Origin of the sequence: Herbaspirillum sp. GW103 (assembly GCF_000261365.1) — a bacterium.
Classification (GTDB): Bacteria; Pseudomonadota; Gammaproteobacteria; order Burkholderiales; family Burkholderiaceae_D; genus Herbaspirillum.
The window spans coordinates 582,506-597,425 of sequence record NZ_AJVC01000004.1 but is presented as its reverse complement, the minus strand read 5'-3'; the positions used below and the strand labels follow the sequence as shown (position 1 = coordinate 597,425).

Annotated in this window: 10 protein-coding genes; 6 read left to right on the top strand and 4 right to left on the bottom strand. The window is 62.4% G+C overall.

Going from position 1 to position 14,920, the window contains the following annotated elements; all coding sequences use genetic code 11:
* Nucleotides 1–127 precede the first annotated feature (127 nt).
* The 4 genes from GWL_RS14795 to ompA all read right to left on the bottom strand — a co-directional run bounded on the left by GWL_RS14795 (nucleotide 128) and on the right by ompA (nucleotide 5,974).
* Nucleotides 128–3,529, bottom strand: a complete 3,402-nt coding sequence (locus GWL_RS14795) for a DUF748 domain-containing protein (protein WP_008331564.1) — start codon at nucleotides 3,527–3,529, stop codon at nucleotides 128–130.
* A gap of 194 nt (nucleotides 3,530–3,723) precedes the next feature.
* Nucleotides 3,724–4,380: an HAD family hydrolase gene (locus GWL_RS14790; protein ID WP_008331563.1), complete on the bottom strand. Its 657-nt coding sequence runs from the start codon at nucleotides 4,378–4,380 to the stop codon at nucleotides 3,724–3,726.
* Between the two features lie 96 nt (nucleotides 4,381–4,476).
* A complete protein-coding gene (ubiG, locus tag GWL_RS14785; RefSeq protein WP_008331562.1) occupies nucleotides 4,477–5,193 on the bottom strand; it encodes a bifunctional 2-polyprenyl-6-hydroxyphenol methylase/3-demethylubiquinol 3-O-methyltransferase UbiG in 717 nt (238 codons plus the stop codon).
* Nucleotides 5,194–5,362: 169 nt separating this feature from the next.
* Complete coding sequence (gene ompA / locus GWL_RS14780; RefSeq protein WP_008331561.1) at nucleotides 5,363–5,974, bottom strand: outer membrane protein OmpA; 612 nt, start codon at nucleotides 5,972–5,974, stop codon at nucleotides 5,363–5,365.
* A gap of 742 nt (nucleotides 5,975–6,716) precedes the next feature.
* Between ompA and gyrA the strand changes: the two genes are divergently transcribed.
* From gyrA to cmk, 6 genes are all read left to right on the top strand, one after another.
* Nucleotides 6,717–9,362: a DNA gyrase subunit A gene (gyrA, locus tag GWL_RS14775; RefSeq protein WP_008331558.1), complete on the top strand. Its 2,646-nt coding sequence runs from the start codon at nucleotides 6,717–6,719 to the stop codon at nucleotides 9,360–9,362.
* 58 nt (nucleotides 9,363–9,420) lie between these two features.
* Nucleotides 9,421–10,533 carry a 3-phosphoserine/phosphohydroxythreonine transaminase gene (serC, locus tag GWL_RS14770; protein WP_008331557.1) on the top strand — a complete coding sequence of 371 codons (1,113 nt, stop codon included), beginning with the start codon at nucleotides 9,421–9,423 and terminating at the stop codon, nucleotides 10,531–10,533.
* 128 nt (nucleotides 10,534–10,661) lie between these two features.
* Nucleotides 10,662–11,735 carry a prephenate dehydratase gene (pheA, locus tag GWL_RS14765; protein WP_008331556.1) on the top strand — a complete coding sequence of 358 codons (1,074 nt, stop codon included), beginning with the start codon at nucleotides 10,662–10,664 and terminating at the stop codon, nucleotides 11,733–11,735.
* Between the two features lie 39 nt (nucleotides 11,736–11,774).
* Entirely contained in the window at nucleotides 11,775–12,662 is an 888-nt protein-coding gene (locus tag GWL_RS14760; protein WP_008331555.1) for a prephenate dehydrogenase/arogenate dehydrogenase family protein, read from the top strand.
* 81 nt (nucleotides 12,663–12,743) lie between these two features.
* Nucleotides 12,744–14,075, top strand: a complete 1,332-nt coding sequence (gene aroA, locus GWL_RS14755) for a 3-phosphoshikimate 1-carboxyvinyltransferase (protein WP_008331554.1) — start codon at nucleotides 12,744–12,746, stop codon at nucleotides 14,073–14,075.
* A 57-nt stretch (nucleotides 14,076–14,132) separates the two neighbouring features.
* The gene (gene cmk, locus GWL_RS14750) at nucleotides 14,133–14,801 is read left to right on the top strand and encodes a (d)CMP kinase (RefSeq protein ID WP_008331553.1); all 669 of its coding nucleotides are present in this window, start codon (nucleotides 14,133–14,135) and stop codon (nucleotides 14,799–14,801) included.
* The last annotated feature ends 119 nt before the right edge of the window (nucleotides 14,802–14,920 follow it).

The following is a 14,920-nucleotide window of genomic DNA, read 5'->3' as shown; positions in this document are numbered from 1 at the left end:
ATTACGCTGGCCCCTCGCAGCGTTTCCTGAAGAGGCCCCCGCTTTGGCAGCGGGAGGCTGATTATAACCTACTCCCTACTGTATGGGCAGCGTGCGGCTTTTCAAGGCCCGCCTGCGCAGCCTTTGCTCACTGTATCGTCAGATCGACCCGTGCCTTGGGCTCCTTGTCCGGGATGCCGGCGCCGTCCAGCTTGGGGGCAATCAGAAAGATGCGCGCAGGTTCGATCACGCTCTGCTCCTGTAAATAATTTCGCACCTGGTCAGCCCGGCGCTGCGCCAGCTTGCGCAAGTCATCCTGGGTCACTTCGGTGTGTTCCAGGATCATCTTTTCCATCTCGGCTTCGGGCAGGCTCTTGAGCAATCCGATCATGTTGCGCGGCTTGTCGAACTTGCTGTCCTTGTAGACGCGTTCCAGGTACTTGGCACGCTCGGCCGCACTGATGCGCACCGGGCCGGACGGCTGTCCTTCCCTGGCGATCAGGTCGGCCCGCTTGAGATTGCGCATCGCACGTTCCAGCGCTTCACGCCGCAGACCCTGGTCATCGACCTTGGGATCGACACGACCCGTGATGTCGAGCTTGATGCCGGGGCGCTCATGCAGAACATAGCCCAGTGCATCGAGCTTCTTGCGCACTTCGTCGGTGACTTCCGAGGAGCCGGGCGAGAACTCGATGTAGCGCAGTTCGCCAATGTGCTCGTCAGCACGGAACATCGAACCGATCAGCGCGAAGGGCGAGGTGACGGCCTTGACGATCAGGTTCACGAACACCCGCACGATGATGCCGCCCACCGAAAACTGCGGGTCCGACAGCGAGCCCGAAATCGGCAGGTTCAGGTTGATGTTGCCATCGCGATCCTTGAGCAAGGACACCGCCAGCATCACCGGCAGGCTGGTGGCATCCGGACTGTCGACCCGCTCGCCGAAGCTCAGCTGCTCGATGCGCAGATCGTTCTGCGCGACCAGCTTGTCGTTCTCGATCGTGTAATGCACATCCATCGAGAGCTTGCCCTTGGTGATCGGATAGCCGGCGTACTTGGCCGAGTAGGGCGTCAGGCGCGGCAGTTGCACGCCGTTGGCACTGGCCTTGAGATCCAGGTACATGGGCTTGAAGAGCGGATTGAGCGAGCCAGAAATCTGCAGCGGGGCATCGTTGTCGATCTTGCCGGTGATGTTCACCGGTGCCGGCTGCGGCTTGTCCGAGGCGATCTGGCCGATGCTGCCGGCCAGTCCGGTCATGTTGGCAGTGTAGTTGGGTTTGACGAAGTTGTCGGTGTAGTTGATGTTGCCGCCGTCCAGCACCACCTGGCCGATTCGCACCAGCGGCGCATCCGCCGACGCGGCGGCGGTGACCGGGTTGGCGGAGGTAGTCTTGCGCGTGCTTGCAGTACCGGACGGTGTGTCGTCCTTGCCGGCCTTCTTGCTGTCATCGGTGATCGAACCCTGTTCCCGGGCGTCGGCCACCACGATGTCCTGCAGGTTCAGGCGACCTTTTTCGGAGAGGATGGCGCGCGCGTAGAAGTTGGACAGCCTTGCCTTCTCCAGCTTCACCTGCGTACGCCCGCCCAGTCGGGCCTCGATACCGGCCAGTTCCAGTGTGCGCCAGCGCAGGAAGTCGGTGGAGGTCAGCTTGTCCTGCATGCGCAGGTTGGTGATGGCGGCGCTGCCCTTGTAGTCCAGTGCCAGCTTGCGATCCTCCAGCGGCGGCGTCACTTCCAGCTTGCCCCGGGCACTGGCCAGGCCGCTGCTGATGGAGACATTGAGTACATCGCTGAAATAGTGCTGGAAGGGCGTAATGGGCAGGTTCTTGATCTCCAGTTCCAGTGCCACGTGCTTGAAATGCGCGGCGGCCTGGCCGGTCAGTTCGACGCTACCGGTCTTCTCAAAGCGTGCCTGCAGCTTGAAGGGAATCGCCTGGTCCAGCGTATCGGTCAGCCTGGGCGCCTGCAGCGACAGCGATTGCAGAGCCAGTGGCTGCGCCCCCTTGCCGGGAGGAGCCAGGCGCAGGTCGGCCAACTGCACCTTGCTGTCGTCGAGCCGCAGATGGCCATGCTGCAGTTGCAGCGTGGTCTGGCCGGAGAGCCGGCCCGCCAGTCCACTGATGGGCGCACGGGCAAGGTAATTACGGTAGCCCGCCAGGTCGATGTTCTCCAGCGTGATCTTGCCGACAACGCTGGCCGTCATGGCCTGGACCTGGCCATCGAAGGCCAGCTTGCCACGGCCGTTCTCGACGGCGGACAGCGTCAAGCGGGCCGGCTTGGCATCGGCAGCGGTGGAAAGTTGGGTGGCGTTGATATCGATCTTGCTCAGCTTGATGGCCTGAGCCGGCGAGGCATTGGCTTCATCGCGCCAGTTGACTTCGCCATCCTGCACAGTCAGTTGCTGCAGCACGATGGAGGAAGCCGGCTGCTTCGCAGTGGCGGCGGGAGAAGAGGCGCTCGCTTGTCTGGAGGTGCTGCGGGCACCGGTCTGGCCACCTGCCAGCGCACGCTGCCAGTTGATCTCGCCGCGCGCGTTCATGCCGGCCCAGACCTGCGCTTGCTCCAGCGTGAGCTGGCTCAGTTCACCACTGGCGGCCAGGACGTCGAACTGCTTTATCTGCAGCGCCAGCGACCTGGTCTTGAACAGGGGCGCATGCGCCTTGTCCTGTAGAGAAAGGTCCTCCATCCGGACCTCGCCGGCCAGTGTGACGGTCGGCTTGTCATCCTTGCGGGTGAAGCCCAGGTCCAGCCGGGTACTGAGCTTGGCGCTCTGGATCAGCACTGGCAATTCGGCGGGAACGAATGGCAGGTAGCTCACCAGGTCCAGCCGGTCGATGTCGATGGCGAAGGTCGATTCCTGCGTCGAGGTGAAGGGTTTGCTGCGACCCTTCAGGTGCAGCGGGGTGCCATTGACGGTGGCCGACAATTGCGGCTGCACGAAGCTGTCGATGTTGCCGGGCAGGTTGGAGATGAAGGGCAGGCCCACTTGCAGCGCGGCGATGTCGATGTTCTTGCCACTGACCTTGTCCTCGAAGCGGATCTGCCCGTCCTGCAGTTGCACGTTGGCCAGCGAAAAGTGCGCCTGGCCTTCGCTCTTGGGTTGGGCCGCCAGGCGGTCGAGGATGTCGGAGAAGTTGTAGTGGCCAATGCCGTGCGCATCCACCCGCACCACGTGCAGTTGCGGCGTACTCAGTCTGATTTCGTCCAGCACCGGCGCCATGCGCAGCAGCGAGGCGGCGGACAGGTCGGCCAGCAAGCCCTTGGCACTGAAGAAGGGCTGCTTGCCATCGGCTTCATAGAGCGTGATGTCCGAGGCGCGCAGCGCCAGCTTGAAGGGATTGAAGGCGATCTCGCCAATCTCCAGCCTGCGACCCAGTTGCGCCTGGGTCTGGTCGACAGCGATCTTGCGCACCAGTGCGGGCAGGGCAGCCCAGCTCAGCGCGGCCAGGCCCAGCAGGACAACCAGCGTCCAGCCGACCCAGCGCAGCGGACGTCTCATCCGATGCCAGGCGGGATGCTGGGTGAGAGAGGCGCGGTCCGGCTTGCTCATGACGGTTTCCCTTGTCGGTGCCGGTCCGTGCTGGCGCCGTGTGTGCGCCGGTGGCCGGTTCTGGTTGTGATGGTAGGCGATGCTGCGGCGTGCGCCGGGGTTGTCGCCATTCTAATGCGAGGCGACATGGCACTGCTAGGAGGGAAAAGACGCGCCCAAGTTTCCAGGCGCGTCAGGCAAGACTGGCAGGGGAATCAGTCCAGCAGGGTGAGGATGTCCAGCGGTGCATGCAGCAGCGCGTCCGCTTGCCAGGCAGCGGGTTCGGTGTGCCCGCAATAGCCCCAGGCGGCGGCGATGGTGGGCATGTTGGCGGCACGGCCGGCCTGGATGTCGCGCAGGTCGTCGCCGACGTACCAGCAATCCTCGGGCGCCAGTCCCAGGCGCTTGGCGGCTTCCAGCAACGGTGCCGGGTGCGGCTTGGGATGCGGGGTGGTGTCGCCGGAGACGGTGCAGCCGGCATGGCCCAGGCCGATCTGCGGGGCCAGTACGTCGGTCAGGCGCGCGGCCTTGTTGGTGACGATGCCCCAGGCGATGCCGCGCGCTTCCAGTTGGCTCAGCAACTCCGGGATGCCATCGAAGAGACGGCTGTGGGTGCTCATGTTGGCCTGGTAGCGGTCCAGGAAAAGTACGCGCAAATCTTCATATTCCGCATCGCCCGGATGGATGCCCAGTGCTGCACCGATGAGTCCACGGGCACCGGCTGAGGCCACCGGGCGCAAACTTTCATAGGGGGCATTTTCCAGGCCACGTTGCTGGCGCAGGAAGTTGGCGGCGGCCGCCAGGTCGGGAGCGGTATCGGCAAGGGTGCCGTCGAGGTCAAACAGGATCGCGCGGGGAGGGCGGAGTGGCATGGGCGGTCAGAGTGGCAGGAAGAAAAGCGCCGCAGCCGATGGCTGCGGCGATGTGAGCACGACGAGAGCAGGCAGGCGGGGGGCGCGAACGCTCGCTCAGCCCAGTTTGGTACAGGCCACCAGGTAGTTCACGCTGGTGTCGTCGTTGAGCGAATAGATCTTGGTCAGCGGGTTGTAGCCCATGCCCTTGAAGCCGTCGATCTGCAGGCCGGCCTCGCGCGTGTAGTGCGCCAGCTCGGCCGGGGTGATGAACTTGGCGTAGTCATGCGTGCCCTTGGGCAGCAGGCGCAGCACGTATTCGGCACCGATGATGGCCATGACGTAAGACTTCATGTTGCGGTTCAGGGTGGAGAAGAACAGCTTGCCGCCCGGCTTGGCCAGGGTGGCCGCAGCACGCACGATGGCGGCCGGATCAGGTACGTGTTCCAGCATCTCCATGCAGGTCACCACGTCATACTGGCCGGCTTCGCGCGCGGCCATGTCTTCGGCGGCGATCTTCTCGTAGCGCACTTGTACGCCGGACTCCATGCTGTGCAGGTCGGCCACTTTCAGCGCCTTGTCGGAGAGGTCGATGCCGGTGACGTCGGCGCCTTTCCTGGCCATCGATTCAGCCAGGATGCCGCCGCCGCAGCCGATGTCGATCACCTTCTTGCCGGCCAGCGGTGCACGGGCGTTGATCCACTCCAGGCGCAGCGGGTTGATTTCGTGCAGGGGACGGAATTCGGAACCCGGGTCCCACCAGCGATGGGCCAGTTCACTGAATTTCTGGATCTCTTGGGGATCGGCGTTCATGGTCGCATTGGTCGTGTTCATGGGGCCTAATGATAGCCCAATCCGACGCTGCGGGTGGCCTGGGCCAGATCAACATCGGCCGCAATTGCGGGACAAGGCCGGGCTTGTCCGTACATGACGCGCAAACGCATCAGGAATAAAAAAACCCCGCCGAAGCGGGGTTTTCATGACTGCTTGTAGCGTCAATCGATTACTTGCGGGTACCCACAACTTCGATTTCCACGCGACGGTTCTTGGCGCGGCCAGCAGCGGTCTTGTTGTCAGCGACCGGTTGCGACTTGCCCTTGCCTTCGGTGTAGACACGGTTGGCTTCAACGCCCTTGGAAACCAGGTAAGCCTTGACGGATTCAGCACGACGAACCGACAGCTTCTGGTTGTAGGCGACGGAACCGATCGAGTCGGTGTGGCCGACGGCGATGATGACTTCCAGGTTGATGGCCTTCAGGTTGCCAACCAGTTCGTCCAGCTTGGCCTTGCCAGCCGGCTTCAGGGTTGCCTTGTCGAAATCGAAGAAGGCGTCAGCAGCGTAGGTGACTTTTTCCGAGGTCGGAGCAGCAGCCGGAGCGGGCTTCGGAGCAACAGCAGCGGCAACCGGAGCCGGTGCGGGCGGTTCTTCGCACGGACCGTTCACGTAAGCGGTTTGCCAGCACAGACCGTAACCGCTGCGGGTCACGACGTCACGGCCATCTTGCAGGTACAGGCTGCCGGGACGAACCTTGATGTCCTTGGTTTCCTGAGCGGTGGCAGACAGTGCGATGGCTGCGGACGCAGCAGCGAAGACGAGTTTTGCTAATTTGTTCATGTTTCTCCTCTCGGGTGAGATATCCGCAGATAAACTGCGCTACAAGATTACGACATCAAAAAATGAATAATATCATGTGTTCAGGTCGTCACCGGCCCTTGTTCCATGGGGCTAGTAATGAACTTAGCCGCCATTCTGCCACACGGATCGACCTTCAGCGATGCTTGCCAATTGGTCCAGACAACGTTTTTGGGACTGTGTTGTTTCTTCGCAACGCGATATTTTTGGCCCGTTTTTGTTCCTTTAAGGCAGAAAAAAGCCGGATTTTTTAGAGAAAATCCTTATTTTTCATACAGTTCGCGCATTTTCACTCGGGCAAGTAGTTGCCATTTTCTCCGCGGCATCGTGCCTCCCGGCGCGTGGGGTTTCTCCCGATGGCGTGCACCGGGAAAGTGAGTTTCGGAAAATTTCCCCAAATTGGCCATTTGACAGCAATCCACGGCGGAGAAGCATTCGATGCCGGGTGGCAATGCTGGTTGCTGAATTCGGGCGCTCTAATATATATAGGCGCTCGGCCCCCCTGTTTGGTCGCTCTCAGGCGCTGGGAGGAGCTTTGCGGCGCATGCGGTGATGGTGGGCACCGGACCGGCTGCCATCGCGAAGCATGCCGTTGCCGGGGCGATGAGGGCCTTTGACGGGCTTTTGACCCTCCTGGCGTGCTAGAATGTGCTGTTCTGATCAGTCCAAGGGCCACGCCCGCCCGGCATGATTTTCTGGCCGGGAAACATCTTTCGACTCTCCAATGGATCAATTCGCTAAAGAAACCATCCCCATTTCCCTCGAAGAAGAGATGCGCAAGAGTTACCTCGATTACGCCATGAGCGTGATCGTGGGTCGGGCACTGCCGGATGTGCGCGATGGCTTGAAGCCGGTGCACCGCCGCGTGCTGTATGCGATGCACGAGATGAACAATGTCTGGAACCGCCCGTTCGTGAAGTGCGCGCGCGTGGTCGGTGAAGTCATGGGTAAATATCACCCGCACGGTGACGCCTCCATCTATGACACCCTGGTGCGCATGGCCCAGGACTTCTCGCTGCGCTACACCCTGGTCGATGGCCAGGGCAACTTCGGTTCCATCGACGGCGACGGTGCTGCCGCGATGCGTTATACCGAGTGCCGCCTGGACAAGATCTCCAACGAATTGCTGGCCGACATCGAAAAGGAAACCGTCGATTTCGTGCCCAACTACGACGGCAAGGAAAAGGAACCCTCGGTCCTGCCCACGCGTATTCCCAACCTGCTGGTCAACGGCTCCTCCGGCATCGCCGTGGGCATGGCCACCAACATCCCGCCGCACAACATCACCGAGGTGATCAACGGCGCGCTGCACCTGCTGGCCAACGAACACTGCACCATCGATGAACTGATCGAACTGGTGCCGGCGCCGGACTTCCCCACCGGCGGCATCATCTATGGCGTCTCGGGCGTGCGCGATGGCTATCGCACCGGCCGCGGTCGCGTGGTCATGCGCGCCAAGACCCACTTCGAGGAATATGGCCGCGAAGGCCGCATCGCCATCATCGTCGATGAGCTGCCTTACCAGGTCAACAAGAAGGCGCTGCTCGAACGCATCGCCGAGCTGGTGCGCGACAAGAAGCTCGAAGGCATCTCCGACCTGCGCGACGAGTCCGACAAGTCGGGCATGCGCGTGGTCATCGAATTGAAGCGCGGTGAAGTGCCCGAGGTTGTGCTCAACAACCTCTACAAGCAGACCCAGCTGCAAGACACCTTCGGCATGAACATGGTGGCCTTGGTCGATGGCCAGCCGCGCCTCTTGAACCTGAAGCAGCTGCTGGAATGCTTCCTCTCGCATCGCCGCGAAGTGGTCACCCGCCGCACCGTGTTCGAACTGCGCAAGGCGCGCGAACGCGGCCACGTGCTCGAAGGCCTGGCTGTTGCGCTGGCCAACATCGATGACTTCATCGCCATCATCCGCGCCGCACCGACCCCGCCGATCGCCAAGGCCGAGCTGATGAACCGCGCCTGGGATTCGTCCATGGTGCGCGAGATGCTGGCCCGCACCGGCGAAGGCAACCCGGGCGGCATCGAAGCCTTCCGTCCGGAAAGCCTGCCGGCCCATTACGGCATCCAGTCCGATGGTCTCTACAAGCTCTCCGACGAACAGGCCCAGGAAATCCTGCAGATGCGTCTGCAACGCCTGACCGGCCTGGAGCAGGACAAGATCGTCAATGAATACAAGGACGTGATGGCGCAGATCGCCGACTTGCTGGATATCCTCTCCAAGCCGGCCCGCGTGACCGCCATCATCACCGACGAACTCAACGCCGCCCGCAACGACTACGGCATTGGTTCCAAGGACGAGCGCCGCTCCACCATCGAGCACAACGCCACCGACCTGGCTACCGAAGACCTGATCACCCCGCAAGACATGGTGGTCACGCTGTCGCACACCGGTTACATGAAGTCGCAGCCGGTTTCTGAATACCGCGCGCAAAAGCGTGGCGGTCGCGGCAAGCAGGCCATGGCCACCAAGGATGACGACTGGATCGACCAGCTCTTCATCGCCAATACGCACGACTACATCCTGTGCTTCTCCAACCGCGGCCGCCTGTACTGGCTGAAGGTCTGGGAAGTGCCGCAGGGTTCGCGCAATTCGCGCGGCAAGCCCATCGTCAACATGTTCCCGCTGCAGGATGGCGAGAAGATCACGGTGATCCTGCCGGTGTCGGGCGCCAATCGCAGTTTCCCGGACGACCGCTACGTCTTCATGGCCACCAGCCTGGGCACGGTCAAGAAGACCCCGCTGTCGGACTTCTCCAATCCGCGCAAGGCCGGCATCATCGCGGTCGATCTGGATGAAGGCGACTTCCTGATCGGTGCCGCCCTGACCGATGGCGCGCATGACGTGATGCTGTTCTCCGACGGCGGCAAGGCCGTGCGCTTCGATGAAAACGACGTGCGTCCGATGGGCCGTACCGCCCGTGGCGTGCGCGGCATGAACCTGGAAGAAACCCAGCAGGTCATCGCCCTGCTGGTGGCCGAGAATGAACAGCAGTCCGTGCTCACCGCCACCGAAAACGGCTTCGGCAAGCGTACTCCGATCACCGAATACACCCGTCACGGTCGCGGCACCAAGGGCATGATCGCCATCCAGACCAGCGAGCGCAACGGCAAGGTCGTGGCCGCGACCCTGGTCGATTCCACCGATGAGATCATGCTGATCACCACCGGCGGTGTGCTGATCCGCACCCGTGTCTCGGAGATTCGCGAGATGGGCCGCGCGACCCAGGGCGTGACCCTGATTGCAGTGGAAGACGGCACCAAGCTGTCCGGCCTGCAGCGCGTGGTCGAGTCCGATGTGGAAGACGCGATCGAAAGCGAAGGTACCGAGGCTGCCGGCGGCGAAACACCTGCCGCTGGCGAGTAAAGCAAGTTCAAGGCGGTGGGCCAAGCGCCTGCCGCCTTTTTTGATGGCGAACGCAGACATGGTCTATAACTTTTCCGCCGGTCCGGCGGTATTGCCCAAGGAAGTGCTGCAACAGGCAGCCGACGAGATGCTGGACTGGCATGGCAGTGGCATGTCGGTCATGGAGATGAGCCATCGCGGCAAGGAATACATGTCCATCATCGAAGCCGCGCTGGCTGACGTGCGCGCGCTGATGAACATTCCTTCCAACTACAAGGTGCTGTTCCTGCAAGGCGGGGCCATTGCCGAGAACGCCATCATCCCGATGAACCTGGCGGGGCTGCGTTCGCCGGCGGGCAAGCATGAGGCCGGTGTGGCCGATTACATCAACACCGGTTCCTGGTCGACCAAGTCGATCAAGGAAGCGGGGCGTTACTGCACGGTGAACGTGGCAGCCTCCTCGGCCGACCGCAAGTTCTCCAGCATCCCGGCACGTGCCGACTGGAAGCTCTCGCGCAATGCCGCCTACGTGCACATCTGCAGCAACGAGACCATCGACGGCGTCGAATACCAGTACACGCCCGAGGTCGCGGCCGATACCGACGGTGCACCTCTGGTGGCGGACATGTCCTCGCACATCCTCTCGCGCGAGGTGGATGTGTCCAAATACGGCGTCATCTATGGTGGCGCGCAGAAGAACATCGGCCCGGCTGGCGTGACCATCGTCATCGTGCGCGAAGACCTGCTGGGTCACGCGCTGCCGTTCTGTCCCTCGGCTTTCGACTGGAAGATCGTGGCCGACAACGATTCCATGTACAACACCCCGCCGACCTACGCGATCTACATCGCCGGTCTGGTGTTCCAGTGGATCAAGCGCCAGGGTGGCGTGGCCGCGCTGGAAGCGCGCAACATCGCCAAGGCCGGGCTGCTCTACGGCTACCTGGACAGCACCGATTTCTACAGCAACCGGATCGCAGCGGATTGCCGTTCCCGCATGAACGTGCCGTTCTTCCTGCGCGATGAGTCGCTCAATGACACCTTCCTGGCCGGCGCCAAAGAGCGCGGCCTGCTGCAGCTGAAAGGCCACAAGTCGGTCGGCGGCATGCGTGCATCGATCTACAACGCGATGCCGATCGAGGGCGTACAGGCTCTCGTCGATTATCTGAAAGACTTCGAACAGCAGCACGGTTGAGGCCGCATCTGGCCGGGCGCAGCGCCCGCGCAGTGCAGGCCGTGGCCGTGCGCCAAGCCAACGCCATGCCCGGTGCGCCGCCGGCCGCTCGTAGTGCCCGCGCGCCGTGCAACACCTGAAAGAGCAAGATGAGTGACGACAAGTTGCTACCCCTGCGCCAGAAGATCGATGCCATCGATGCGCAGATCCTCGACCTGCTGAACCAGCGCGCCCGCGTCGCGCAGGAAGTGGGCCACGTCAAGGCCGAGACCAATGCCCCGGTGTTTCGCCCCGAGCGCGAAGCCCAGGTGCTGCGCCGCGCCGCCGACCGCAATCCCGGCCCCTTGCTGGGCACCGATATCCAGACCATCTTCCGCGAAGTGATGTCGGCCTGCCGCGCGCTGGAAAAGCGTGTGGTGGTGGCTTACCTCGGCCCCGAAGGTACCTTCAGCGAACAGGCGGTGTACCAGCAGTTCGGTCACGCCATCGAAGGCTTGCCGTGTGTATCAATTGATGAAGTGTTCCGCGATGCCGAAGCCGGTACCGCCGATTTCGGCGTGGTACCCATCGAGAATTCCTCCGAAGGCGTGATCAATCGCACCCTGGATCTGCTGCTGCAGACTACGCTGACCATCAGCGGCGAAGTTGCCATCCCCGTGCATCACAGCCTGATGACGACCAGCGGCAACATGGACGGCATCACCCGCATCTGCGCCCACTCGCAGGCCCTCGCCCAGTGCAATGCCTGGCTCAATATGAATTATCCTGCCATCGAGCGCCAGGCGGTGGCCTCCAACGCCGAGGCCGCGCGCATGGCAGGTGAAGATAAAAGCGTGGCGGCCATTGCCGGCGAAATCGCCGGCCAGAAGTACAACCTGCAGACGGTCAATGCCCATATCCAGGATGATCCGCACAATCGCACCCGCTTTGCGGTGATCGGCCGTTTGCGCACGGCACCGTCGGGCCGCGACCAGACTTCCATCGTGCTGTCGGTGCCCAACAAGGCCGGTGCGGTCTACAACCTGCTGGCCCCGCTGGCGCGCCATGGCGTGTCGATGACGCGCTTCGAGTCGCGCCCGGCCCGCATGGGCGCGTGGGAATATTATTTCTACGTCGACCTCGAAGGCCATGAGCAGGATGAAAAGGTCGCCAGGGCGCTGGAAGAGCTGCGCCAGAATGCGGCCTTCTTCAAGCTGCTGGGCTCTTATCCGCTGGGCCTGTGAGCGCCTGCCCTCCTGCCACCTTTGAAGGCTGAATTCAACGTGTTCAAGAAAGTCGTCATCTTCGGCGTGGGCTTGATCGGCGGCTCGTTCGCCCTGGCGCTGCGCCGTGCCGGCCAGGCCGATCACATCGTCGGCGTGGGCCGCTCGCTGGCCAGCCTGGAACGCGCGCGCGAGCTGGGCATCATCGATGCCATCGCCACCGATGCGGCCGCCGCCGTGCCGGGCGCCGACCTGATTTTGGTGGCCGCGCCGGTCGCGCAGACCGAAGCCATCCTGGCCGCCATCCGTCCGCACCTCGATCCCCAGGCCATCGTCACCGACGCCGGCAGTACCAAGAGCGATGTGGTCGCTGCCGCCCGCAAGGCGCTGGGTGAACGGATTGGCCAGTTCGTCCCGGCCCATCCGATTGCCGGACGCGAAAAGCATGGGCCGGAAGCGGCCCTGGCGGAATTGTATGAAGGCAAGAAGGTGGTCATCACCGCCTTGCCCGAGAATAGTGGCGCCGGCGTCGAGACCGTGGCGCAAGCCTGGCGTGCCTGTGGCGCGATCATCCATCGGCTCTCGCCGCAGGAGCATGATGCGGTCTTTGCCTCGGTGAGCCATCTGCCGCACGTGCTGGCCTTCGCGCTGGTGGATGACATCGCCGCCAAGCCGCATGCCGACACGCTGTTCCAGTACGCTGCCAGCGGTTTTCGCGATTTCACCCGAATTGCCGCTTCCTCGCCGGAGATGTGGCGCGACATCACGCTGGCCAACCGTGACGCCTTGCTCACCGAGGTCGATGCCTATCTGGTGCAATTGCAGGGTATTCGCGCGATGATTGCCGCCAGCGATGGTGCCGCCATCGAAAAGGTCTATGCCAGCGCCCAGCATGCCCGCCAGCAATGGGCCGCAGCCATCGAAGCGGCTGAGCGCAAGACCAACTGAATATTTCTTCCAGAGCCCATCACCAAGGCCGCCTGGGCGGCCGGATTCCTCCAACGAATCATCCACAGAAAAGCCAGCAAGATGAAACAGCCTTCCTACCCCCGCCATATCGATCTGAATCCGGTCCCGCACGTGCAAGGCACGGTCAAGTTGCCGGGCTCCAAGAGCATCTCCAACCGCATCCTGCTGCTGGCGGCGCTCTCGGGCGGTACTACCCGCATCTTTGACCTGCTGGCTTCAGACGATACGCTGGTCATGCTGATGGCCCTGCAGACGCTGGGCGTGAAGTGGGAGCAGATCGAAGGGACCCAGGATTACATCGTCCATGGCGTCAACGGCATGCTGCCCGTGCACCAGGCTGATCTCTTCATGGGCAATGCCGGTACCGCCATCCGTCCGCTCACCGCAGCCCTGGCCGTGCTGGGCGGCGACTACACGCTGCATGGCGTGCCGCGCATGCACGAGCGTCCGATTGGCGACCTGGTGGATGCCCTGAATGCCGTCGGCATGCGTATCGAGTACACCGGCAATCCCGGCTATCCACCCCTGCACATCCGTCGTGGCCAGCTCGCGTCCTCGCGCATGAAGGTGCGCGGCAATGTCTCCAGCCAGTTCCTGACGGCATTGCTGATGGCGGCTCCTCTGATGGCACGTGAAGAGGCCATGCAGGTCGAGGTGGTGGGTGAGCTCATCTCCAAGCCCTACATCGAGATCACCCTGAACCTGATGCGCCGCTTCGGTGTGGAAGTCGAACGGGACGGCTGGCAACAGTTCACCATCAAGGCGGGCCAGCATTACCGCAGCCCCGGCAGCATCCATGTCGAGGGCGATGCGTCCTCGGCCTCCTACTTCCTGGCGGCCGGTGCCATCACCGGCGGCCCGATCCGGGTCGAGGGCGTGGGCCGCGACAGCATCCAGGGCGACGTGCGCTTCGTCGAAGCGCTGGAGCAGATGGGTGCCACCATCACCATGGGCGAGAACTGGATCGAAGCCTCCTCCAACGGCCCGCTCAAGGCCATCGATGCCGACTTCAACCATATTCCCGACGCGGCGATGACCATCGCCGTGGCCGCGCTCTATGCCGACGGTCCCAGTACCCTGCGCAACATCGCCAGCTGGCGCGTCAAGGAAACCGACCGCCTGGCGGCCATGGCGACCGAATTGCGCAAGCTGGGCGCACAGGTGGAAGAGGGTGCCGACTACCTGACGGTGACGCCTCCGGCCGAGATCGGTACGGCCGCCATCGATACCTACGATGACCACCGCATGGCCATGTGCTTCTCGCTGGCGGCGCTGGATGGTGCATTGCGGCGTGGCAACCGTATCCGCATCAACGACCCCAAATGCGTGGCCAAGACCTTCCCGGATTACTTCGACGTCTTCAAAAAGATTGCCGAACAAACCTTGATCTGATAAACCCTGTGTTTGACGGAATTACACTAAATTATTCACAGATAAAGGGTTCAGGCCATGGAAAAAGCAAAGATACCGGTCATCGCCATCGATGGCCCCACTGCCTCGGGCAAGGGCACCGTGGCCCAGAAAGTGGCGCGTGAACTGGGTTTCCATTACCTCGATTCGGGCGCGCTGTACCGCCTGACGGCACTGTCCGTGTTGCGTCGCGGCATCGCGCTGGACGATGAACATGCCCTGGCCAAGGCTGCCGAACACCTGCACTGCCACTTCGATGGTGCCCATATCTTCCTGGCCAATGAAGACGTGACCCAGGCTATCCGCGCCGAGGAGGTCGGCAATACCGCCTCCAAGATCGCCGCGCTGATCTCGGTTCGCCAGGCCCTGTACGGACTTCAGTTGTCATTCAGGAAACCTCCGGGCCTGGTGGCCGATGGCCGTGACATGGGTACCGTCATCTTCCCCGCTGCCCGCTTGAAGGTATTTTTGACTGCCAGTGTGGAAGCACGCGCCACAAGGCGCTATAAGCAATTGATTGACAAGGGTTTTTCTGCTAATATCGAAGACCTCTCCAGAGATTTGAAGGAGCGCGACGAACGCGACATGAACCGCTCGTCGGCCCCCTTGAAGGCTGCGGAGGGTGCATATCACCTGGATACATCCGACATGACCGCTGACGAAGCGGTGCAGCAGGTACTCAGCTGGTACGCTGCCCTGGGGCACTGAAATCCGTTGCAATCCGCTTGAAACGGCATGTTCAGGACCCATCATGGGCAAGTCCTTGTTGTACCCGTAGTGCCATTGGTGCCCGGCAGATGCAAAGTCTGACGGGTGTTGATAAACCT